Origin of the sequence: Streptomyces sp. NBRC 110028, from assembly GCF_001417735.1 — a bacterium.
Taxonomy (GTDB): Bacteria; Actinomycetota; Actinomycetes; order Streptomycetales; family Streptomycetaceae; genus Streptomyces.
In genome coordinates, this window is sequence record NZ_BBUZ01000022.1 from 54,348 (window position 1) to 73,082 (window position 18,735).

Here is an 18,735-nt window from a genome sequence, read left to right on the forward strand (position 1 = left end):
AACAGCGGCACGCGGTCGAGTGCGGGATCAACCACCTCAAGAGGCACCGCGCCATCGCCACGCGATACGACAAGCTGGCGGTCCGCCACGAGGCGACCGTCCTCATCGCTGCCATCAACGAGTGGCTGTGATCAGCACCTCCACAGCCGTCCTACGCGACCCTGACCACGTACTTGCCCTGGACGCCGCCCGCTTCCAGCGCCTGGTGTGCCGCTGCTGTCTTCTCCAGGGGGAAGACCGTGTCCACCACAGGGCTCAGCTTGCCCTCGACCACATGGCGGGCAAGGTCGTCGAAGTCCGCCCGCGTGGGGTTGCCGCTGAAGAAACGCACCCGGCCGTGTCCGTGGACCGTGCTGGCCGCGACGTAGCCGAGCGACGCAGCGGGCCGTTTCAGGTCGAAGGCGATGGTGACCATGCGCCCGCCCGGATTCAGTAGGCGCCGGAAGGCCCGCAGGTCGGTCCCCGCGGTGTCCAGGACCACGTCGAAGCGGCCCAGTTCCGCCGGCCGCACGGTCCGGTGGTCGACGGCCTTGTGCGCGCCGAGCCCGCGGACGAAGCCGAGGTTGGCCGCACGGGCCAGGGCCGTGACCTCGGCGCCGTAGGCCCGTCCGAGCTGGACGGCAGCGTTGCCGACACCGCCCGCCGCGCCCCGGACGAGGAGTCGTTCGCCGGGGCGCAGCCCGGCTTTGTCCCGCAGCGCGGTGATGGCCGTGGTGGCCACCGGCAGCGCGGCGGCGTCCACCAGGTCAAGGCCGTCGGGGAGTCGGCCGACCCGCTCAGCGGGTACGGTCACGTACTCGGCGGCGCTGCCGAACCCGGAGGTGCGGCCCAAGACCCCCCATACGCGGTCGCCGGCCGCGAACCGGGTGACTCCGGCCCCCAGCGCGGCGACCTCGCCGGTGAAGTCCAACCCGACGCGCTTGGGGAATTTCCGGCCGCTCAGAAGGCGGAGACGGCCGGCACGTGCTGCGAGTTCGCCGCCGTTGACGCTGAACGCGCACACCTTCACAAGGATCTCGCCGGGGGCCGGCTCGGGGCGTGGCACGTGGCCCGTGTAGAGCACGTCGGGGCCGCCGTAGCGGTCGTAGAGCACTGTCTTCATCATGCGGTCGTTCATCGTTCTGCCTTTGCCGCCGGGGGCCGTACAGGGAGCTGGCATCGACCGTAAGCTCTTAAGTGGACGCAATCGTCCGCTTGGGCCGGAAGAGAGAGACAGTGATGGCGGAATCCTCTCGAATCACAGCCCGGGACGGGGTGCGGGCGGACGCCCGGCGCAACCGGGAGCGCGTCCTCGTCGCCGCCCGTGCGGTCTTTGCGGAGCACGGGATCAACGCCCCGATGGCGACCGTGGCCCGACGGGCCGGGGTCGGCGTGGCGACGCTGTACCGGCATTTCCCGACCCGGGACGCCCTGGTGAGAGGCGCGTTCGCGCAGCAGATGGAGACCTGCGCGCGGGCGCTCACCGAGGCTCTGGCCGCCCCTGACCCGTGGCAGGGCTTCCAGCAGCTGGTCGAGACGGTCTGCGCTCTGCAACGGGAGGAACGCGGGTTCCCGGCCGCGTTCGTCGCGGCCTTCCCGGAAACCGCGTCGGAACACGCGCGGTCCCGGCAACGAGCCGAGCGGGACTTCACGACTCTGGTACGCAGGGCCCAGGCGTCGGGCGCGCTACGGTCCGATTTTCACCCTTCCGACCTCGCCGTGGTCCTCTTGGCACACTGCGGTCTGGCGACCGCCCTCCCGGATGACGGTGCAGCGTCCCGGCGCCTGGTGGCCTATCTGCTCCAGTCGTTCCGCACCGACCCGGCCAACAAACCGCTGCCCCCACCGGCTGCACTGACACTGCGCAGCCTCCCGATTGCAACAGCCAGTCCCCAGGGGCAACGCCCCTGCCGAGCCTGACAAGAAACGGTACGTGCCGCAGAGCACATCCGTTGCGGATCTTGCTGTCTGGCGTCTGCTCCGGGGCGTGGGGAGGGGACGGTGGTCCCTGTGGGCGGGGGGGGAGGGTCTTCACCCTCGCGGGCTCCCTCCGGGGGCCGCGGTGATCGTCGGGGGCGATGGTTGAGCTGGGAGTGTTGTTCCGCGTTGGGGAGGTGGCGTGCCCGTGGATGAGGGTCGGCACGGCCCCCGGCGAATTCCTGAGGATCGCTCTGAAGGGTTCGGTGAGCGGCTGCTCGGGCAGCTGCTGGACCGGTCTCACGAGCTGCCGCCGCAGCTCATCGCTCCGCTGGTGGCGGAAGAGGTTGCCAGGATTGGAGGCCGCGACGTTTCGGTACGCCTTCAGGACTACGCGCTGATCACACTGGTGCCGCTGCCGGGCCGGGGCCTCACTGTGGGTGAGCCGATCGCCATTGACGGATCACCGGAGGGGGAGGCATTCCTCGGCAGGCGCATGGTGGAGGAGTCGCAGGCCGACGGGGTGCGCGTTCATGTGCCGCTGGTGATGGTGCTGACGAGGTCGGCGTGCTGTCGATCACCCTGGATACCTTGGGCGAGGACGACCGTCGGCTCCTGCGGCGACTCGCGGCCCTGATCGCGGAGATGACGATCTCCAAGACCCGCTACACGGACCAGTTCTTCATGGCCCGACGCCAAGGCCGGCCGCTGAGCCTGGCCGCGGAGATCCAGTACGCGCAACTTCCTCCGTTGGCGATGCACACGCCGCAGGTATCTCTCGCCGCTGCCCTGGAGCCGGCATATGAGGTGGCGGGGGACAGCCTGGACTACGCGCTCAACGGCGATGTCCTGCACTTGGCGATCATCGACGCGATGGGGCACGGGCTGGAAGCCGCGCTGCTGGCGACCCTCGCGCTGGGAGCCCATCGCCGGGGCCGACGCATGGATGTCGGGCTCCTGGAGCTGTACGCGTTGAGGGAGGGGAGCATCGACGGCACGTTCGGACTCGAACATTTCGTGACCGCTCAGATGATGCGCCTGGACGTCTCGACGGGCTACCTCCAGTGGGTCAACGCCGGTCATCCGGAGCCGCTGCTGATCAGGGGGCACCGCGTCATTGAGCGGCTGGAGAGTGCGGACAGGCTGCCCATGGGCTTCGGTCTCCCCGCCCCACAGGTAGCCAGGCATCAACTCCTTCCGGGGGATCGGGTGTTGTTCTTCACCGACGGCGTCATCGAGGAACGAGGGCCCACCGGGCAAGAGTTCCATGAAGCCCGCTTGATCGAGGCCATCGAGCGCGTCGTGCCTTCCAGCAAGGGCGTTATTCAAACCGTCCGCAGGCTCGCCGCCGACCTGGAACGCGCCCGGGGCGGTGTGAGCAGCGACGACTCCACCTTGTTCCTCATCGAATGGCACGGCCGTACAGCAGACCACCTGGCCGAGCTCGATATCCAGCAGGACACCGATGGGCCTTGTTGTCGTGGTCGGCGCGTAGACCTAACGGGGTCCTCCTAGTACTCCAGTCTGGTTTCGCGATCTTTCCAGTGGGCTCGTCGTCGGTAGTGGCTGCGCCGGGCTGTCGCCTGGTGCTGTCGGCGCCAGATGGACCAGTGCAGCAGCCTGGCCGTGGACGAGGCAGCACTCGGACAACCACGCCCAACGACACCGCCGAGCCGATCGAGTCGGCTGTCGGAGATGAACGTGGCGGGCGCGGTGGCGTGAGCGGCCCCGGCCGCCGCGAGGTGGGTGCCGGGCTATAGTCGCGGGGTCGCGAAAAACCATGTCTCGCGGGTCCACCCGCTGGGCATCGCACATACATCGACGCAGATGGTTCTGATCGGTGAGCGTCTCCTGCCGAGACCGGACATCCCGTCCGCTCACGGCGCTGACCATCGCCGGCGCGTGTCGGCGCTACAGAGGAGCGCAGCATGCAGAAGACCATCGCCATCGTCGGAGCGGGACTGGGCGGGCTGACGCTCGCCCGGGTGCTGCAGGCTCACGGCGTCGCCGCGACGATCTACGAGGGTGAGGCTTCGGCGACGACCCGTGCCCAGGGCGGCCTGCTCGACATCCACGAAGAGACCGGACAGGTCGCGCTTCGCGCAGCTGGTCTGTACGACGAGTTCCTCACTCTGGTCCGCCCGGGCGAGGACGCCAAGCGTGTGGTCGACCGCCACGGCACGATCCTGTCCGACATGCCCGCGGACCCCGGTTCGCCCCGTCCCGAGGTGGATCGTGGCGAACTCAGGCGCCTGCTCATCGACTCGCTGGCGCCCGGGACGATCAGGTGGGGCCACAAGGTCGCCTCGGTCCGGCACCGTCCGGAGGGCGGCTACGTCCTCACCTTCGCGGAAGGTTCCGCCACGCGCGCCGACATCGTCATCGGCGCGGACGGCGCCTGGTCGAAGGTGCGTCCGCTGCTCACCCCCGCCGAGCCTCTCTTCAGCGGAACCTGCTTCATCGAGATCGCCCTCACCTCGGGCGGCCAGAACTGCCGGGCGAGCGTGGCTGCGATCGGCAGCGGCACGCTGATGGCGGTCGCACCGGGCAAAGGCATCATCGCCCATCGCTACGCCGACGGGCAGGTGCGCGGGTACGTGGCGCTGAACAAGCCCCAGGAGTGGATGAGGTCGATCGACTTCGGCGACCCGTCCGTGGGCCTCCGCCAGCTTGCCGACGAGTTCGACGGCTGGTCGCCACTGCTCACCGCCTTCGTGACGGAGAGCGACGCGGAACCGTGGCTCCGGCCCGTCTATGCCCTTCCCGTCGGCCTTGACTGGGACAGGGTGCCCGGAGTGACGCTCGTCGGTGACGCCGCGCATCTGATGTCGCCCTTTGCCGGCGAGGGCGCGAACCTCGCCATGTTCGACGGCGCGGACCTGGCCGGCAAGCTGGTTGAGCAACCCGACGTCGAGGTCGCGCTCAGCGCCTACGAAGAGCGGCTGTTCCCGCGGAGCAGCGACGCCGCCGGCCGCTCGGCGCGGAACCTGGGAATCTTTTTCGGCCGGGAAGCACCGCGGAGCGTAGTCGCTCTGTTCGATCACTCCTGATACCTCGGTCCGGGTTCGCGATCTCACCGCGGACCCGGCGGGGAACGGGGAGGCAAGCGGTGTCGGTCATCGGCAGAAACGGGACAGTGCCAAGCGCCGGCAGTGTGCGAGAACCCGCTCTCCGGGAAAAGCGCCTGCTCCCCAGGGCCTGGTCGCTCTAAGCTCGGCTGATGGCCTTGGAATGGAGAAATGTCATCGTCCACTCGGCGGATCCGGCGGCCCTGGGGCAGTGGTGGGCCGAGGCTCTTGGCTGGGTTGTCGTCCACACCTCTGATGTGGAGTTCGCCATCCGCCCGGAGCCGGATCGCTCGCCGGGGTTGGAGTTCGTTCTGCTCGATGAGGGCAAGAAGGCCAAGAGCCGGCTGCATCTCGACTTCGTGCCTGATGACCAGGACGCCGAGGTGGCTCGTCTTGAGGCTCTCGGCGCGCAGCGTGTCGACATCGGCCAGGGCGACCAGCCGTGGGTGGTCATTGCAGACCCCGAAGGTAACGAGTTCTGTGTCCTTGGCCGGCGGAGTCGGTGACGGCGGCTCAATCACCGGCGCGAGGGCCCAGATGGACGGTTCCGGCCGCACTCCCGCGTCAGGCCAGATCGTGGACGTTGTGTTCGCTCAGATCAGGTGCGTGCCGGGCGACGGCTCGGTAGTCGGCGTCGTCGTGGAGGACGGTCAGGCCGTGGTGGGCAGCGGTCGCGGCGATGATGAGGTCCATCGCCGAGGCACTGCGATGCTCGCCCGCTTGGGCCATGCGGTGCTGTACGGAACCGACCCAGCGGCCTGCGTTCTTCGGCACCGACGCGTCGGGGTACAGGTCCGTGAACATCTCCGCGATCTCGTCGTACTCGCGTCCGTTCCGGGCGCTGTACAGGAACTCGGCGCGCTGTGGAGAGCAGGACGCCACGACCTGGGCGTCGATCGCGTCGTACCAGGCTGATTGCAGCTTGGGATCGCGAAGCAATCGGACGAGGCCGGAGGGTCGAGCAGGTACATCACCGGGTGCGCTTCTCCGCCTGGTGAAGCTGCTCCGCGTCCTCGACGGCGCCCCAGTTCCGCGCACGCTCGAAGTGCCGGCTGATGCGTGCCGCCCGCTCCTGCTGCTCGGCATAGAAGTGAAGCGCGAGATTGACCGCTTCCTTCTTGGTCCTGACCTTGGACAGGGCCATTGCTCGTTCCAGGGCGTCATCGTCGATATCGATCTGGGTCACGGACACGCTGCCCCTCCCCCGCGATGTTGGTTATGTACATAGGAGTATGCGCCACCAACATCCAGCGCGCGGGGGCGCTCCCGTGCTACGCGTACGCCCCGGCCCGCGCCGTCGGCTGGGAGCTCACGCCCGGCCAGGTGGCGAAGCTCGACGCGGCGAGCGGCAGGACGGCCCCCTACCCGTACTTCCCCTACCAGCGGCAGGAAGGATTCGCCCGGCTCAACCCGCCAGTGTGGTGATCGCCCTGGTAAGGGGTGGGGGCAGGGGTACGGGCGGGACGGGTGGGTACGGGGCGCGCAGGAGTCCGGGGCTGGAAATGGTCGGTCCCGGCGTCCCCTCAACGCTCGGGAGAAACATGGCAGCACGGCCGTTGACCTTCGTCGTCGGAACCGGACGGTGCGGTTCCACCGCCCTGTCGGAGGTGCTGCGTCTGCACCCCCACATCCTCAGCCTGAGTGAGCTGATGGCCTCGCTGGAGCCGAGCGCGCTGCCCGAGGGGGCGCTGTCCGGGGAGGAGTTCTGGGAGATCCTGGCGACCCCGCCCGCGTTCGCCAATCGGCTCATCCGGGAGGGTTTCGGGCTGCCGGAGCACACGTATCCCGGTTCGGGAGGGCGGTTCTCGGCGGCGGGGGGCGGGATTCCGGCGGTGGCGATGACGACGCTGCCGCATCTGGGCGACGATCCGGACGCCCTGTTCGACGCGCTGCGGCCCGTGGTGTGCGGGCGGCCCCGGGGGCCGGTCGGGGAGCATCACCGGGCGCTGTTCGACGCGCTGGCCGAGCGGTTCGGCAGCCGGGCGGTGGTGGAGCGGTCCGGGTACTCGCTGCGGCTGGTGCCCCGGCTGCGGGAGGTGTTCCCCGAGGCGCGGTTCGTCCATCTGTACCGGGACGGGGCCGACTGCGCGCTGTCGATGAGCCGCCACCCCGGCTTCCGGATGATCCAGCTGACGCGGGAGGGCGGCGACGTCCCCGGCGAGCTGGCCGCGCTGATGGGCGACGAAAGCGCCGAGGTGGGGCCCCTGTTGACGCGGCCCGTGCCGCTGGCCGCCTTCGGGCGGCTGTGGTCGGACACGGTGATCGAGGGGCTGGGGTACCTCGACGCGCTGCCCGGGGAGCTGGTGCTGCCGCTGTCGTACGAGGCGCTGCTCGACGCCCCCGACGCCGAACTCATCCGCCTGGCGGAGCACCTCGGCGTCGAGCCGCTGGACGGATGGCTGGCCGGGGCGCGGGGGCTGCTGGACGGCGGGCGGCGGGGCAGCGCCGAGCGGCTGCCGCCGGAGGAGCTGGCCGCGCTGCGGGAGAGCTGCGCGGCGGGGGCGCGGGCGCTGGGGGCGTAGGGGGCGTCACCCTCGCCGTATGGCGGGTGTCGCTTCTCGCCGTACGGCCGGTGTCGGACTCACCGTACGGTCTGCGTCGCCCTCGCCGTGCGGCCGGTGTCGCTTCTCGCCGTACGGCCCCGGGCCGCCCCCGGGGCCGTACGGCGGCGGCGTCAGTAGCCCGCCTTGGCGTTGACGCGGCGCGGGTAGTAGCGCTCGTCGCCGCGCCGCTCGTAGTTCTTCCAGCGCGGGGCGTCGCCGGTCGGGTGGTCGCCGAGGATGGTGACCCGCTGGCCCTTGCGGTAGGCGGAGTAGTCGTTGATGGCCAGGTGCTGGGTCGCCCGGTTGTCCCACATGGCCACCGCGCCCGGCTGCCAGCGGTAGCGGCAGTTGAAGGCGGGCTGCTCGGAGTGTTCGAAGAGGAACTGCAGGACCGTGTCGCTCTCGTGCCTGCTGAGCTGCGGGATGTGCGACGTCCACATGCGGGTGACGTACAGCGAGCGGCGCCCGGTCTCCGGGTGGACCCGCACCACCGGGTGCTCGGCCTTCATCTCGCCGACCTCGGGCGCCTTGAGGACGTGCACGGCGGTCAGCCCGTCGAGCATCTCGCGGTACGGCTCGGACAGCGTCTCGTACGCCAGGTACTGGTTGCTCCACATCGTGTCGCCGCCGGACTCCGGGCAGGTGACCAGGTGCAGGATGGAGGCGACCGGCGGGTTGGGGCTGAAGGTGACGTCGATGTGCCACTCATCGGCCTTGCCGCCCTTGTCGGACTCGATCAGCGCCAGCTCCGGATGGCCCTCGACCTTCGGCAGGAACGGGTGCACCTCCACCTCGCCGAAGCGCTTGCCGAGGGCGATGTGGGCCTCCGGGGTGAGGTGGGACTGGTCCGGGAAGAAGATCACCAGGTAGCGCAGCAGGAGTTCGCGGATCCGCTCGAAGTCGGCGTCATCGATGTCCGTCAGGTCCATCCCGAAGATCTCCGCACCGAGGGCGCCGGACACCGGGCGTACGACTGCTTCCTGTTTCTGCATGAACACTGGCCTTTCAGGGCTGGGGGACGCGGTGGGCGCGGGGGTCGGGCAGGACGCCGAGCTGGTGGAGGCGGTCCAGGAACGTCATCGGCCGGGGGCCCAGGCCGGACATGTTGTACGTGACGGTGTGCAGCAGCCGCGGATTGCGCCCGGTGAAGCGGACCGCCCGCCGCCCCACGACCCGGCCGCGCCAGGTCAGGTCGGTGACCATGCGGGCCGCGTTGTCGCTGGTGGTGGCGGCCTGGGCGAGGATCGGCCGCCGTTCCGCCTGGTAGGCGCGGAGCGCGGCGTCCACGGTGGCGGGTGACGGCGCGCCGTCGGCGACGCCGAAGCGGCCGAGGTGGTCGGCCAGGGAGGCCGCGCAGGTGATCGCGGTGTTCATGCCCTGGGCGGCCATCGGGTGCACGGCGTACGCGGCCTCGCCGACGAAGGCCATCCCGGGGACGGCCAGCCGGGGCGAGAGGAAACGGGACACCGGCAGCATCTGCCTGCTGTCCAGACCGGCCAGCAGCGGCCCGGACAGGGGTTCCAGCGCGGGCACCTCCGCCACCACCCCCTCGGCCCAGGCGGCCAGGGCCGACCGGTCGCGGCCGCCGCGCAGTTCGTCGGGCGCGGTCTGGACGTACAGCCGCACCCGGTCGCCGGGCAGCGCGTACACCAGCCTCAGCCCGCGCGGGCTGAGGTACGCCGAGAAGTCGTCCGGGCGGGGCGCGCCCGTGAGGTCGAACGACACCAGGCGGTGCGGGTAGTCCACGCGCCGGGCGTCGATGCCCGCGGCGCGGCGCAGCCGGGACGAGATGCCGTCCGCGGCGACCGTCAGCGGCGCGCGGACCTCGTACCGCCGCCCGCCCTCGGTGATCGCCACGCCGCCGACCCGGCCCGAGCCGTCGCGCAGGGTCTCCTCGACCAGGGCGCCCCGGCGCACCTCCACGGTCGGGCCGATGCCTTCGGCCAGCGCGTCCAGGATGGCCAGGTGGTCGTGGGAGAGCAGCCATCGGTCGCCCTCGGGGAGCCTGCCGTAGTCCAGCGCCATCAGCGGCGCCCCGGCCGGGTCCCGGACCACCAGGCGGCCCAGCCGTACCCCGCCCCGCTGCTCCAGCAGCCGCTCGGTGCCCCAGCGGCGCAGCACGCGCAGCGCGCCGGGCTGCAGCACCTCGCCCTTGGCGACCGGGCGCATCCTGGGCTGCTTGTCGACGACGAGGACGCGCAGGCCCAGCGCGCCCAGGGCGTGCGCGGAGGCGAGCCCTCCGGCTCCGGCTCCGCAGACGACGGCGTCGTACCGCGTGCTCCTCCCGCTCATGCGGAACCCTCCGCCGGCCCGAGGGACGCCGTGCGCAGTTTGGCCAGGGCGCGGAGGGCGAGACCGGAGGCGATCGTGTCGTCCGCGTAGCGGTAGCAGAAGCGGATGTATTCGTTCACGGGCGATCCGGTCCAGCCGCCGTCCGGTCGCTGGGCGTCCGTCAGGTAGCGGGCGGCGGCCGTCACGGGCCGCGATCCGGGGTCGTGGCCCGCGGCGAGCAGCCCGTACAGGGCCCAGGCGGTGTCCTCCACGGTGCCGCCGTCCGCGGATTCGCCGCCGCCCCAGGAGCCGTCGTCGGCTTGGCGGCGCAGCAGCCACGCGCCCGCCCGTGCGGCCGCCGGATGCGCGGCGCCCACCGTGCGGCACAGCGTTTCCAGCACCACCGCGGTGCCCGCCGTACGGCCCCGGTACCACAGGGCCTCGTACGAACCGTCCGCCCGCTGCCGCGAGATGAGCCAGCGCACGGCCTTCACCACACGCCGGTCGTCGGCGCCCGCGCCGTGGTCCAGCAGCGCGCGGACCGCCTTGGCCGTCATCTGCGGGCAGGGGCCGAACCCGCCCGGTTTGCTGTTCCGCACGGCCAGGCTCCAGGAGCCCGCGGAGTCCTGCATCCGGGTCAGCCAGTCGATGCCGCGCCGTACGTGCGGATCGTCACCGCCGCCGGGGAGGCGCAGCAGCACCGAGCTGATCTCCGCGGTCTCCAGCGCCATGGGCCAGCTGTGGGCGCTGGAGAAGCCCCAGTAGCCGGGCGGGCAGGCGAGGGCGGCGAAGGGGGTGTTCTGCTGCCGCTCGTGGAACATCGCGCGGGTCGGCGCCAGCCGGGGGTCCTGTGCGTACCCCGCCTCCAGGAGGGCGGAGGCGGCGAAGCTCGACCAGGTGACGTCCAGCGGCATCAGCTCCCACCCGCCGTCCGCGCCGGCCGCCGACCGCAGCCACGCGGTGGCGGCGCGCACGATGTCCGGGGCGAGGCCGGAGCGGGTGGTGCCGACGCAGATGAGGCCGGTCAGCCAGGGGTCGGTGCTGAACGCCCCGCACCCGCCCTCCCGTTCGTACGCCTCGCGGACGACGGCCAGCGCGGCGGGCCGGGCCAGGGCGTCGAGCCGCCGCCGTACCAGCCCCTGGGTGCGGCGGCGCACCGTGGCCTGGCCGAGCGCCATGCTCGCGAGGATCGGCAGCCGCAGGCTGAGCAGCCGCCGGGCGGGCCCGCGCAGCAGCAGCGCCTCCAGCGGGAGACGGGGCAGCGCCGCCTCGTCCAGCCGGCCCGCGAGGACGTCGAACTGCCGGATCAGCCCCGCCATCACCGGCTCCGGCAGCGCCTCGGGCCCGCCCAGCTCGGCCAGCCGCCGCCGTCCGGCGCGTACGGCGTGGGCGGCGCCGGCCGCGTCGCGCGGGGCGGCCAGGTCGAGCGCGTCGGCGACGACGGCGGTGGTCAGCACCTCGTCGGGCACCCCGCGCATGGCCCATCCGCCGCTGTCCCGCTGCGCCTCGATCAGCCGGTCGACGCCGCGGGCGGTGTCGGGGCCCGTCACCCCGGCCAGGTGCAGGGCGATGAGGGCGAGGGCGGTGTTCGCCGGGGAGAACCGGTCCTCCGCCGCGTCGGGAGCGAACACCCCGTCCGGGCGCCGCCGGGCGAGGAGCGCCTCGGCCCCGGCCGTGACGGCGGCGTCGATCCGGCCGGTCGAGGGTGTCGAGGGTGAGGTCACCATGGGCTCGGACGGTCCTTCCGTAGTACGGCGCGAACGGGCTGCGGCGGGTCGTCGGCACCGGGCGAGCGCTCGCCCGGCCCGTCCCCGGGGCGGTCACCGGTGCGCTCCGTGGGCGGCCCGGGGTCCGGGGACGGACCGGGGGCCGGGACCGGGTGGAGGTGCCGGGCCGGGCGCGGCGCGGTCCCCTCCGCCTCCCCGTCGTCCGGCGGGAACTCGTGGCGGGCGCGCAGCCTGGCCTGGGTCAGGACGCTGAGGGCGAGCAGCGGGACCAGCACCGCCAGGGCCGGGGCCGGGCCCCGGCCACCGGCGAGCACCGCCGCCGCCAGGATGAGGCGTTCGGCGACCAGGACCTCGTGGGCCCGCAGCGCCCGTACGGGGGTCAGCGGGGCCGCGCCGCGCAGCAGCGGGGTGAAGGCGCGGAGGCCGCAGGCCGCCGCGACGAGCAGGAGGGCGGCGAAGGCGGCCCGGCCGCCGGGGGCGGCGAGCGGTACGCAGGCCGTGGCGGTGACGAGCGCGGCGGCGTACAGCAGGGCGGCGGTGCGTGCCGCGTAGCGGACGCCGCGCAGGACGGGAAGCGTGTGGTAGCCGCCGCTGCGGTCACCCTCGATGTCGCGGAGGGTACCGACCAGGTTGGACGCCGTGTCGTGGGCGCAGAAGGCGAGGGCGGCCAGCAGGACCGCGGGCCAGCGGGGCTGTGTTCCGGCCGTCAGCGCCCCGAAGACGACGGTGAGGGCCGTCAGCGCGCCCCGCACCGCGTTGCCGGACAGCCCGCGGCCCTTGAACACCTTGCTGTACGCGACGATGCCCGCCATGCCCGCCGCGACGAGCAGCAGCGCGGTCCAGGCGGTCAGCGCGGTGACGACGGCGGCCGCCAGGGCGCACAGGATCCCGGAGGCGACGGCCGCGCGGGGGCTCAGCCGCCCGGAGGGGATGGGTCGCTGGGGTTTGCCGATGGCGTCCAGGTCGCGGTCGAAGTAGTCGCCGAGGTAGTGCCCGGCGATCCAGCTCAGGGTGGGTACGGCCCAGGCGGCCCACAGGTGCGCCGCCGGGGGTGAGCCGTCGGCGAGCGCGGCACCGGCCAGGCCGACCAGGCCGGGATAGGACAGGGTGTACGGCCGCCAGGTCTGCAGGTGCGCCCCGAGCCCGGTGGCGAAACGCGCTCCGGGCACGGTCACCGCTCCCGGTCGGCGGAGAAGTCCGCGACGGCGGCGAGCACGGCGGAGCCCTCGGTGGAGGGAAGCTCCGCGAGGCGGTCCTTGGCGCGGTCCACCTCCGCCCGGGTGCGTTCCCGCGCGGCCCGCAGCGCGCCGGTGGAGTCCAGGACGCGGCGTACGGCGTCGTGGGCGTCCTGGGCGGGCAGGGTTCCGCCCAGTGCGGTCCGCAGGGCTTCGCGCTCGGCGGCGTCGGCTCGCTCGTACGCCATGAGGACGGGGAAGGTGGGGCGGCCATTGGCGGTGTCGCTCAAGCCGGACTTGCCGGTGGCCACGGTTTCGCTGGTGTACGGCAGCAGGTCGTCGTGCATCTGGAAGGCGAGCCCGAGGTGTTCGGCGTAGTCGGTGAGGGCCCGTTGCCAGGTGGCGTCGCCGCCGCCGAGGAGGGCCCCGGCGTGGCAGGAGCCGCGGAAGAGGGCGCCGGTCTTGAGCGAGATCATCGTGAGGTAGCGGTCGAGTCCGCATCCCACGTCCCCGCACAGTTCGGCCTCCATCGCCTGGCCGCGGCACAGGTCGATCCCCGCGCGGGCCAGGACCCGTACGGCGGTCAGCAGCCGGTCGGCGGGCAGGCCCTGGTCGGCGCATTCGGCGACGGCGGCGAACATGCCCATGATCAGGGCATCGCCGGTGACGACGGCGTCCGCGACGCCGTACCGGGCCACGACCGTGGGGCGGCCGCGGCGCAGCGCGTCGCCGTCGATGACGTCGTCGTGGACGAGCGACCCGGCGTGCAGGTACTCCACACCGAGCGCGGCGGGCAGGCTCTCCTCGTAGCCGCCGCCCACCGCCCTGGCCGACTCCACGAGCAGCAGCGGGCGCAGCAGTTTGCCCGCGGGCAGCAGGGCGTAGCGGGATACGCGGTGGAGGCGCTCGCCGTCGGTGGGCCAGCGGGACTCGAGGTCGCGCAGCAGCCGGGCGAGGGTGGGGTGGGCGGCGGAGAGCGGATCCGCCGGGGCGGTGGCCGTGGTGTGCGAGGCCGCGGTCACGGGGTCTCCTCGCCGCCGCGGGCCGCCCCTCCGGTGAGCCCGTCCGCGTCGCGCAGCTTCGCGGCCAGCAGCGCGAACGCGTCGTTCGCCGCGGGCTCGGCGATGGTCACCCGTACGCCCTCGCCCGGCTTGCCGCACACCACCACGCCGTGGTCCGCGCAGAACTGGGTGAGGCGCTCGACGCCGGTCTCCATCGGCAGCCACAGGAAGTTGGCCTGGCTGGGTGTCACCTGCCAGCCCTGTTCGGTCAGGACCCCGTACAGCCGCTCCCGCTCGCGGGCGGTCTCCTCGCACTGGCGCCGGATCGCGGCGGACTCGGCGAGCGCCGCGACCGCCGCGGCCTGGGCCGCCGCGCCGACCCGGTGGAACATCAGGGCGCCGCGCAGCGGCGCGAGGGCGCGCTCATGCCCCACGAGGTAGCCGACGCGCAGGCTGAGCAGGCCGTACGACTTGGAGAAGGTGCGCACCACGCACACCCGCTCGTCCTCCCGGTACAGCTCGACGCCGTGGGCGACGGAGGCGGCGTCCGCGTCGGCGAAGTCGATGTACGCCTCGTCGAGCAGCACGGTGACGTGGGAGGGGAGCAGGTCCAGGAAGCGCCGCAGGGCCGCCTCGCCGACGGCGGTGCCGGTGGGGTTGTTGGGGTTGCAGACGATGACCAGGCGCGTGGCGTCGGTGACGGCGGCCGCCATCGCCTCCAGGTCGTGCGTCTCGTCCCGCAGCGGCACCCGCACGGTGCCGGAGGCGGCGTTGGCCGCCATCATCGGGTACGCCTCCCAGGACGGCCAGGCGTGCACGGTGTGGGTGTCCGGTCCGGTGTGGGCGGAGAAGAGCAGCTGGAGCAGCGCGCCGGAACCGGGCCCGACGGCGACGTCCCCGGCCGGCACCCCCAGGTGCTCGGCGATGGTCCGGGACAGGCCCATGCCCAGCGCGTCCAGGGTGCGATGGGCTTCGGCGGCGGTTTCCGACACGGCCCGCAGGACGGCGGGAAGGGGTGGATGGCAGGTCTCGTTCAGCGACATCTGATGCTGTACGGCGCCCTGTGCGAGCACCGGCTGCATTCTGTTCCAGCCGTCTTTGTCAGACATGTTCCATTCCAATCCGCAGAAATTCTAGGGAAATCCCGCAAGGTTTGGATCGGCGGCACACCGAATGGTGGGGGCGGTCGGTGGTGGTAGGGGCGGCGGCGAATACGAAAATAAGCTCGGCAGGTCCGGCAAACCGTTGACAACGGCCGTCACTTGGCCGTCTCCCCGAGTGTGTAGGGCACCGGGATCTACGTCCAATAAGGATCTTCCCGGCATCCATAAACACCTTTTACAGTGTTCATGTGCTCGACATCCATCAGTTAGCGGTCATAGCAGGCGTGGCGCGCGCGGGTTCCTACACCGCCGCCGCCGAATTACTGGGTTACACCCAGCCCGCCGTCAGCTACCGCATGCGCGCGCTGGAACGGACCATCGGCGTCCAGCTCGCGGTCCGGTCGGGGCGCGGGGTGCGGCTCACCCCGGCGGGCCGCCGGCTGGCCCAGCACGCCGAGGCGGTGCTGTCCGCGCTGGGGGCCGTCGAGGACGAGTTCCGTACGTACGCCGCCCACGCGCAGGGCACGGTGCGGGTGTCGGCGATCCACAGCGCCTGCGCCTCGCTGCTGCCCGGCACGGTGGCCCGGCTGCGGACCGTCCGGCCGGATGTGCAGATCGTCGTGGAGCGGGCCAGCTCCCCGGACGCCTACCGCTCGCTGCGGGACGGGAGGACGGACGTGGCCCTGGTGAGCGTCCGCGACGGCTGCCGCCCGGACGACCCCGGCCCCGATCCCGATGCCCCCGGCGCCGGGGCGCGGCCCGTCGTGCCCGAGGCCGAGGTGGTGGACCTGCCGCTGATCAGCGATCCGCGCTGTGTGCTGCTCCCGGCCGACCACCCGCTGGCCGATCTGCGGACCATTCCCCTCAGCGCGCTGGCCGACGAGGCCTGGGTGCTGGACGAGGACCGCGAGGAGTTCACCGCCGCCTGCGCCCGGGCGGGTTTCGAGCCCCGTACCGCCGCCATCACGAACGACCCCGCCACCGCCCACGACATGGTGGCCCACGGCGTGGGCGCGGCCGTCACGGAGGGCTTGGCCCTGCCGCCGCACCCCGACCCACGGGTGGTGGCCCGCCCCCTCCGCGACTGGCCGCCGCGCCGCGTGCACGCCCTGCTGAGGGCGGAGACGCGGCGGGCCCCCGCCGTGGAGGCGCTGCTCACGGCCCTGCAGGAGGCGGTGGATGACCATCTCGCGACGGACGGCGACCCCGCCCCGTTACGGCTGGCGCGGGCGGCGAAGGCCGCGGGGTGACGACGGGGTGACGGCGGGGCGCCGGGATGGGGTAAAGTAGATCTTGCAACGCCGCCCCGAGGGGCGGAAGTTGATGCGTCGGTCGTCTAAGGAAAGATACTCGTCTCCAAACGAGGGATGTAGGTGCAAGGCCTGCTCGGCGCTCCATGAAAGATCCCTTCCCTGAGATCAGGGGAGGGATCTTCTGCGTGCGCGCGCCCTGTGCGCGAGGCCCTGTACGGCCGGCGGGCTCAGCGCGAAAGGCTGACGTGGATCGTCTTGCCGCGCCCCCGGGTGATGGACACCTCACGGGCCAGGCGGCGGATCATGTGCCAGCCGAAGCCGCCGGTGCCGGTGTTCAGGTCGGGCGGACGGGCCCGGGGCACCGCCGGATTCGGATCGCTGACGGCGACGGTGACCCTGTCGGCGTCGGCGGAGAGTTCGAGGGTGTACCGGCCGCCCCCGTGGCGCAGCGCGTTGGTGGCCAGCTCGGACACCACGAGGAGGATGGCGTCGGCCACGTCCGGCTCCGGAGGCGGCGTGAGCCCCTTGGTGAAGGCCCGGGTGACGGCGCGCGTGCGGTGAATGCCGCCAAAGCTGTCCCCCCGCACCACGGTCGAGGCCGTAGCCGAAGCGTTGGCGATCTTCGTGCCGTTCATGCGCGTACACCCCTGGTTACATCGGATATTCCGCTTTGCAGAAGCTCGCCTGCCCGCTCTGCCGCCCGGCACGCTCTGCCGGCGTCAACGCTGACGGAAATCTGTCGTGACGACTGTAGACATGGCGGGCTCGCGGGAGTTAGATTCTCTGTCGTAGTCACGACGCCCCGATGAGGGCACAGCAGACATCGACGACAAGGAGGCCGACACCATCAGGATCGCCCGGGCGAGGAGTTGAGTCCGCTCGGGTACCGCAGGCCCCGGAAGGGAAGGTGGTCCCCGGTCAGTTATCCGCGATCCCCGCACACCTGTCCTCACAGACGGGTCCGCGGAAAATGGTGTTGAACCCCTCGGGGCCCTGGAGCCGTTTCGGCGCCAGGGCCCCTCGACGCGCGACCGATGTGACGTGACCGACGACAGGGAAGATGAGGTGTCGATGGCCGAAGAAAAACAGCACAGCCGGCTCGACGATGATGACTACCCCGCCTTCACCATGGGCCGTGCCGCCGATCTGCTCGGCGCCACACCGGCCTTCCTGCGGGCCATCGGCGAAGCCGGTCTGATCACGCCGCTGCGCTCGGAGGGCGGCCACCGCCGCTACTCGCGCCGGCAGCTACGGGTCGCCGCCCGCGCCCGCCGGCTGGTCGATCAGGGCACCCCGATCGACGCCGCATGCCGCATCGTCGCCCTGGAAGATCAACTCGAAGAGGCCCGGCGCGTCAGCAACGAACCGGATGGGGTAAAGTAGATCTCGCAACGCCGCCCCGAGGGGCGGAAGTTGATGCGTCGGTCGTCTAAGGAAAGATACTCGTCTCCAAACGAGGGATGTAGGTGCAAGGCCTGCTCGGCGCTCCATGACGAAGGCCCCTCCTGGTTCCAGGAGGGGCCTCTTCACGTCCCCGCCCCGGTCGAGGGCGCTCATGAGGCCGGAGTCGCCCGGCCCGGGCGGCCGCCCGGATGGCGGCGGCGCCAGGTCCAGAAGACCGCGACGGAAACCAGCGACCAGCCCGCCAGCACCAGGAACGGGAAAGCGTGCTGGTGCCCGCCGAAGTAGACGGCGGTGTGCTGGGCGTTGACGGACGCGCCCGGCGGAAGCCAGCGGCCCACCGTGCCGAGCGGGGACGGCAGCAGCGGCCAGGAGACGGCGCCGCCCGACGAGGGATTGCCGAGCAGGACCATCAGCCCCCAGGTGGGGATGAGCGCCCAGCGTCCGAACAGGACGTTGAACATGGAGAAGACCATCCCCGACGTGAACATGGTCAGGGCGAGGATCGCCCAGGACCCGGCGAAGGGCAGATCCAGCGCGCCGAGCCCCCAGTCGACGATCGCGGCGATGACGAAGGCGCCGAGCATCGCGTACGCGGCGGTGAAGGCGATCCGCTCGGCCGGGTTCAGAGCGGCCGCGTTCACACTCAGCTGGACGGCGCCGAGGAAGCCCATGATCACCGCGGCCAGTGAGACGTAGAAGACCGCCAGACCCCGCGGATCGCCCGGCTGGAGCGGCTTCAGGTCCGTCACGGCGACGGGCACGCCCACCGTCCGGCCCACCGTCGTACCGGCCGAGGCGAGCACCTGGGCGACGCCGGCGCCCGCCGCCGAGGACAGGCCCAGTTCGACGCCGCGGCCGCGCGTCCGCAGGACCCCGAAGACCTGCTGCTCCTCCACGGCCCAGCGGGCGCGGCCGTACGAAGGCTCCCAGCGCGGCCGCAGCGAGGCGTCCAGGGCCTTCTCCATCCCGGCGGTGAACCGCCGCGGCAGGGCGGCGCCCTGGTCGGCGCTCACGACGGCGACGGGGATCCGGCGCGGGGTGGGGTTGGCGAAGGCGAAGGTGTACGAGCCCGCGAAGAGCCCCGCGCCCGCCGAGATGATCAGCACGATGACCGAGGCCGGGAGGTACGGGCTGCGCTTGAACCGGGCCCACGGGGACCGGGCCCGCGGGGAGTCGTCGTCCGCCATGCACGTAACGCTAGAACGGACAAACCCGACATACGGCACGACGTGGCCCGGACAACACCCGGGGGAAATGGTTCGCCAGCCGTTTTGCCGAGGTGAGATCCTGGGGT

At 72.2% G+C, this 18,735-nt stretch carries 18 protein-coding genes and 2 pseudogenes; 9 read left to right on the forward strand and 11 right to left on the reverse strand.

What is annotated here, in order from left to right; translation table 11 throughout:
* Positions 1-151 precede the first annotated feature (151 nt).
* Entirely contained in the window at positions 152-1,117 is a 966-nt protein-coding gene (locus ASC60_RS00340) for an NAD(P)-dependent alcohol dehydrogenase (RefSeq protein WP_055545503.1), read from the reverse strand.
* Positions 1,118-1,218: 101 nt separating this feature from the next.
* Here ASC60_RS00340 and ASC60_RS00345 point away from each other — a divergent pair, with 101 nt between their 5' ends.
* From ASC60_RS00345 to ASC60_RS00360, 5 genes are all read left to right on the forward strand, one after another.
* Entirely contained in the window at positions 1,219-1,899 is a 681-nt protein-coding gene (locus tag ASC60_RS00345) for a TetR/AcrR family transcriptional regulator (RefSeq protein ID WP_055545505.1), read from the forward strand.
* 199 nt (positions 1,900-2,098) lie between these two features.
* On the forward strand, positions 2,099-2,533 hold the full coding sequence (locus ASC60_RS43915) for a hypothetical protein (protein ID WP_370592844.1): 435 nt from the start codon (positions 2,099-2,101) through the stop codon (positions 2,531-2,533).
* A complete protein-coding gene (locus tag ASC60_RS00350; protein WP_370592845.1) occupies positions 2,464-3,411 on the forward strand; it encodes a PP2C family protein-serine/threonine phosphatase in 948 nt (315 codons plus the stop codon). The genes ASC60_RS43915 and ASC60_RS00350 overlap by 70 nt, the downstream gene beginning before the upstream one ends.
* A 413-nt stretch (positions 3,412-3,824) precedes the next feature.
* Entirely contained in the window at positions 3,825-4,946 is a 1,122-nt protein-coding gene (locus ASC60_RS00355) for an NAD(P)/FAD-dependent oxidoreductase (protein WP_055545506.1), read from the forward strand.
* Between the two features lie 170 nt (positions 4,947-5,116).
* A complete protein-coding gene (locus ASC60_RS00360; RefSeq protein ID WP_055545509.1) occupies positions 5,117-5,470 on the forward strand; it encodes a VOC family protein in 354 nt (117 codons plus the stop codon).
* Between the two features lie 58 nt (positions 5,471-5,528).
* Here the strand turns inward: ASC60_RS00360 and ASC60_RS00365 are convergent.
* Both ASC60_RS00365 and ASC60_RS00370 read right to left on the reverse strand, forming a co-directional pair.
* A pseudogene (locus ASC60_RS00365) lies at positions 5,529-5,938 on the reverse strand (PIN domain-containing protein).
* Positions 5,935-6,156, reverse strand: coding sequence for a type II toxin-antitoxin system VapB family antitoxin (locus tag ASC60_RS00370; protein WP_063787048.1), 222 nt, complete (start codon positions 6,154-6,156; stop codon positions 5,935-5,937). The pseudogene ASC60_RS00365 and the gene ASC60_RS00370 overlap by 4 nt, the downstream one beginning before the upstream one ends.
* Before the next feature lie 101 nt (positions 6,157-6,257).
* On the opposite strand from ASC60_RS00370, the pseudogene ASC60_RS40490 reads away from it, so the two are divergent.
* Positions 6,258-6,389 (forward strand): annotated as a pseudogene (locus ASC60_RS40490) (aldo/keto reductase); the annotation flags it as partial.
* A gap of 116 nt (positions 6,390-6,505) precedes the next feature.
* Positions 6,506-7,486 carry a sulfotransferase gene (locus ASC60_RS00380; RefSeq protein WP_055545513.1) on the forward strand — a complete coding sequence of 327 codons (981 nt, stop codon included), beginning with the start codon at positions 6,506-6,508 and terminating at the stop codon, positions 7,484-7,486.
* 152 nt (positions 7,487-7,638) lie between these two features.
* Here ASC60_RS00380 and ASC60_RS00385 read toward each other — a convergent pair whose 3' ends face one another.
* Genes ASC60_RS00385 through ASC60_RS00410 form a run of 6 tightly spaced genes read right to left on the reverse strand, consistent with a single transcriptional unit; the run spans position 7,639 to position 14,790 of the window.
* On the reverse strand, positions 7,639-8,499 hold the full coding sequence (locus ASC60_RS00385) for a TauD/TfdA family dioxygenase (RefSeq protein ID WP_055547041.1): 861 nt from the start codon (positions 8,497-8,499) through the stop codon (positions 7,639-7,641).
* A 13-nt stretch (positions 8,500-8,512) separates the two neighbouring features.
* On the reverse strand, positions 8,513-9,799 hold the full coding sequence (locus ASC60_RS00390; RefSeq protein ID WP_055545514.1) for an NAD(P)/FAD-dependent oxidoreductase: 1,287 nt from the start codon (positions 9,797-9,799) through the stop codon (positions 8,513-8,515).
* Positions 9,796-11,505, reverse strand: a complete 1,710-nt coding sequence (locus ASC60_RS00395; protein ID WP_063787049.1) for a prenyltransferase/squalene oxidase repeat-containing protein — start codon at positions 11,503-11,505, stop codon at positions 9,796-9,798. The genes ASC60_RS00390 and ASC60_RS00395 overlap by 4 nt, the downstream gene beginning before the upstream one ends.
* On the reverse strand, positions 11,499-12,674 hold the full coding sequence (locus ASC60_RS00400) for a UbiA family prenyltransferase (RefSeq protein WP_199830833.1): 1,176 nt from the start codon (positions 12,672-12,674) through the stop codon (positions 11,499-11,501). Before ASC60_RS00400 ends, ASC60_RS00395 begins: the two co-directional genes overlap by 7 nt.
* A gap of 2 nt (positions 12,675-12,676) precedes the next feature.
* Positions 12,677-13,702: a polyprenyl synthetase family protein gene (locus ASC60_RS00405; protein ID WP_055545516.1), complete on the reverse strand. Its 1,026-nt coding sequence runs from the start codon at positions 13,700-13,702 to the stop codon at positions 12,677-12,679.
* Complete coding sequence (locus ASC60_RS00410; RefSeq protein WP_234356725.1) at positions 13,699-14,790, reverse strand: aminotransferase class I/II-fold pyridoxal phosphate-dependent enzyme; 1,092 nt, start codon at positions 14,788-14,790, stop codon at positions 13,699-13,701. Before ASC60_RS00410 ends, ASC60_RS00405 begins: the two co-directional genes overlap by 4 nt.
* 242 nt (positions 14,791-15,032) lie before the next feature.
* Here ASC60_RS00410 and ASC60_RS00415 point away from each other — a divergent pair, with 242 nt between their 5' ends.
* A complete protein-coding gene (locus tag ASC60_RS00415) occupies positions 15,033-16,034 on the forward strand; it encodes a LysR family transcriptional regulator (protein ID WP_079038072.1) in 1,002 nt (333 codons plus the stop codon).
* Positions 16,035-16,264: 230 nt separating this feature from the next.
* Here the strand turns inward: ASC60_RS00415 and ASC60_RS00420 are convergent, their stop codons facing one another.
* The gene (locus tag ASC60_RS00420) at positions 16,265-16,672 is read right to left on the reverse strand and encodes an ATP-binding protein (protein WP_055545521.1); all 408 of its coding nucleotides are present in this window, start codon (positions 16,670-16,672) and stop codon (positions 16,265-16,267) included.
* Between the two features lie 436 nt (positions 16,673-17,108).
* On the opposite strand from ASC60_RS00420, the gene ASC60_RS00425 reads away from it, so the two are divergent.
* Positions 17,109-17,420, forward strand: coding sequence for a MerR family transcriptional regulator (locus ASC60_RS00425; protein ID WP_055545524.1), 312 nt, complete (start codon positions 17,109-17,111; stop codon positions 17,418-17,420).
* Positions 17,421-17,590: 170 nt separating this feature from the next.
* On the opposite strand, the gene ASC60_RS00430 is transcribed toward ASC60_RS00425, so the two are convergent.
* The gene (locus ASC60_RS00430; protein WP_055545525.1) at positions 17,591-18,628 is read right to left on the reverse strand and encodes a hypothetical protein; all 1,038 of its coding nucleotides are present in this window, start codon (positions 18,626-18,628) and stop codon (positions 17,591-17,593) included.
* Positions 18,629-18,735: the final 107 nt, after the last annotated feature.

What these genes read in the sequence shown, in the direction of transcription:
- ASC60_RS00360 (WP_055545509.1), top strand. Translation starts at nt 5,117, where the DNA reads ATGGCCTTGGAATGGAGAAATGTCATCGTCCACTCGGCGGATCCGGCG.
- ASC60_RS00340 (WP_055545503.1), bottom strand. Translation starts at nt 1,117, where the DNA reads ATGAACGACCGCATGATGAAGACAGTGCTCTACGACCGCTACGGCGGC.
- ASC60_RS00410 (WP_234356725.1), bottom strand. Translation starts at nt 14,790, where the DNA reads ATGTCTGACAAAGACGGCTGGAACAGAATGCAGCCGGTGCTCGCACAG.
- ASC60_RS00420 (WP_055545521.1), bottom strand. Translation starts at nt 16,672, where the DNA reads ATGAACGGCACGAAGATCGCCAACGCTTCGGCTACGGCCTCGACCGTG.
- ASC60_RS00380 (WP_055545513.1), top strand. Translation starts at nt 6,506, where the DNA reads ATGGCAGCACGGCCGTTGACCTTCGTCGTCGGAACCGGACGGTGCGGT.
- ASC60_RS00390 (WP_055545514.1), bottom strand. Translation starts at nt 9,799, where the DNA reads ATGAGCGGGAGGAGCACGCGGTACGACGCCGTCGTCTGCGGAGCCGGA.
- ASC60_RS00355 (WP_055545506.1), top strand. Translation starts at nt 3,825, where the DNA reads ATGCAGAAGACCATCGCCATCGTCGGAGCGGGACTGGGCGGGCTGACG.
- ASC60_RS00425 (WP_055545524.1), top strand. Translation starts at nt 17,109, where the DNA reads ATGGCCGAAGAAAAACAGCACAGCCGGCTCGACGATGATGACTACCCC.
- ASC60_RS00430 (WP_055545525.1), bottom strand. Translation starts at nt 18,628, where the DNA reads ATGGCGGACGACGACTCCCCGCGGGCCCGGTCCCCGTGGGCCCGGTTC.
- ASC60_RS00395 (WP_063787049.1), bottom strand. Translation starts at nt 11,505, where the DNA reads ATGGTGACCTCACCCTCGACACCCTCGACCGGCCGGATCGACGCCGCC.
- ASC60_RS00385 (WP_055547041.1), bottom strand. Translation starts at nt 8,499, where the DNA reads ATGCAGAAACAGGAAGCAGTCGTACGCCCGGTGTCCGGCGCCCTCGGT.
- ASC60_RS00345 (WP_055545505.1), top strand. Translation starts at nt 1,219, where the DNA reads ATGGCGGAATCCTCTCGAATCACAGCCCGGGACGGGGTGCGGGCGGAC.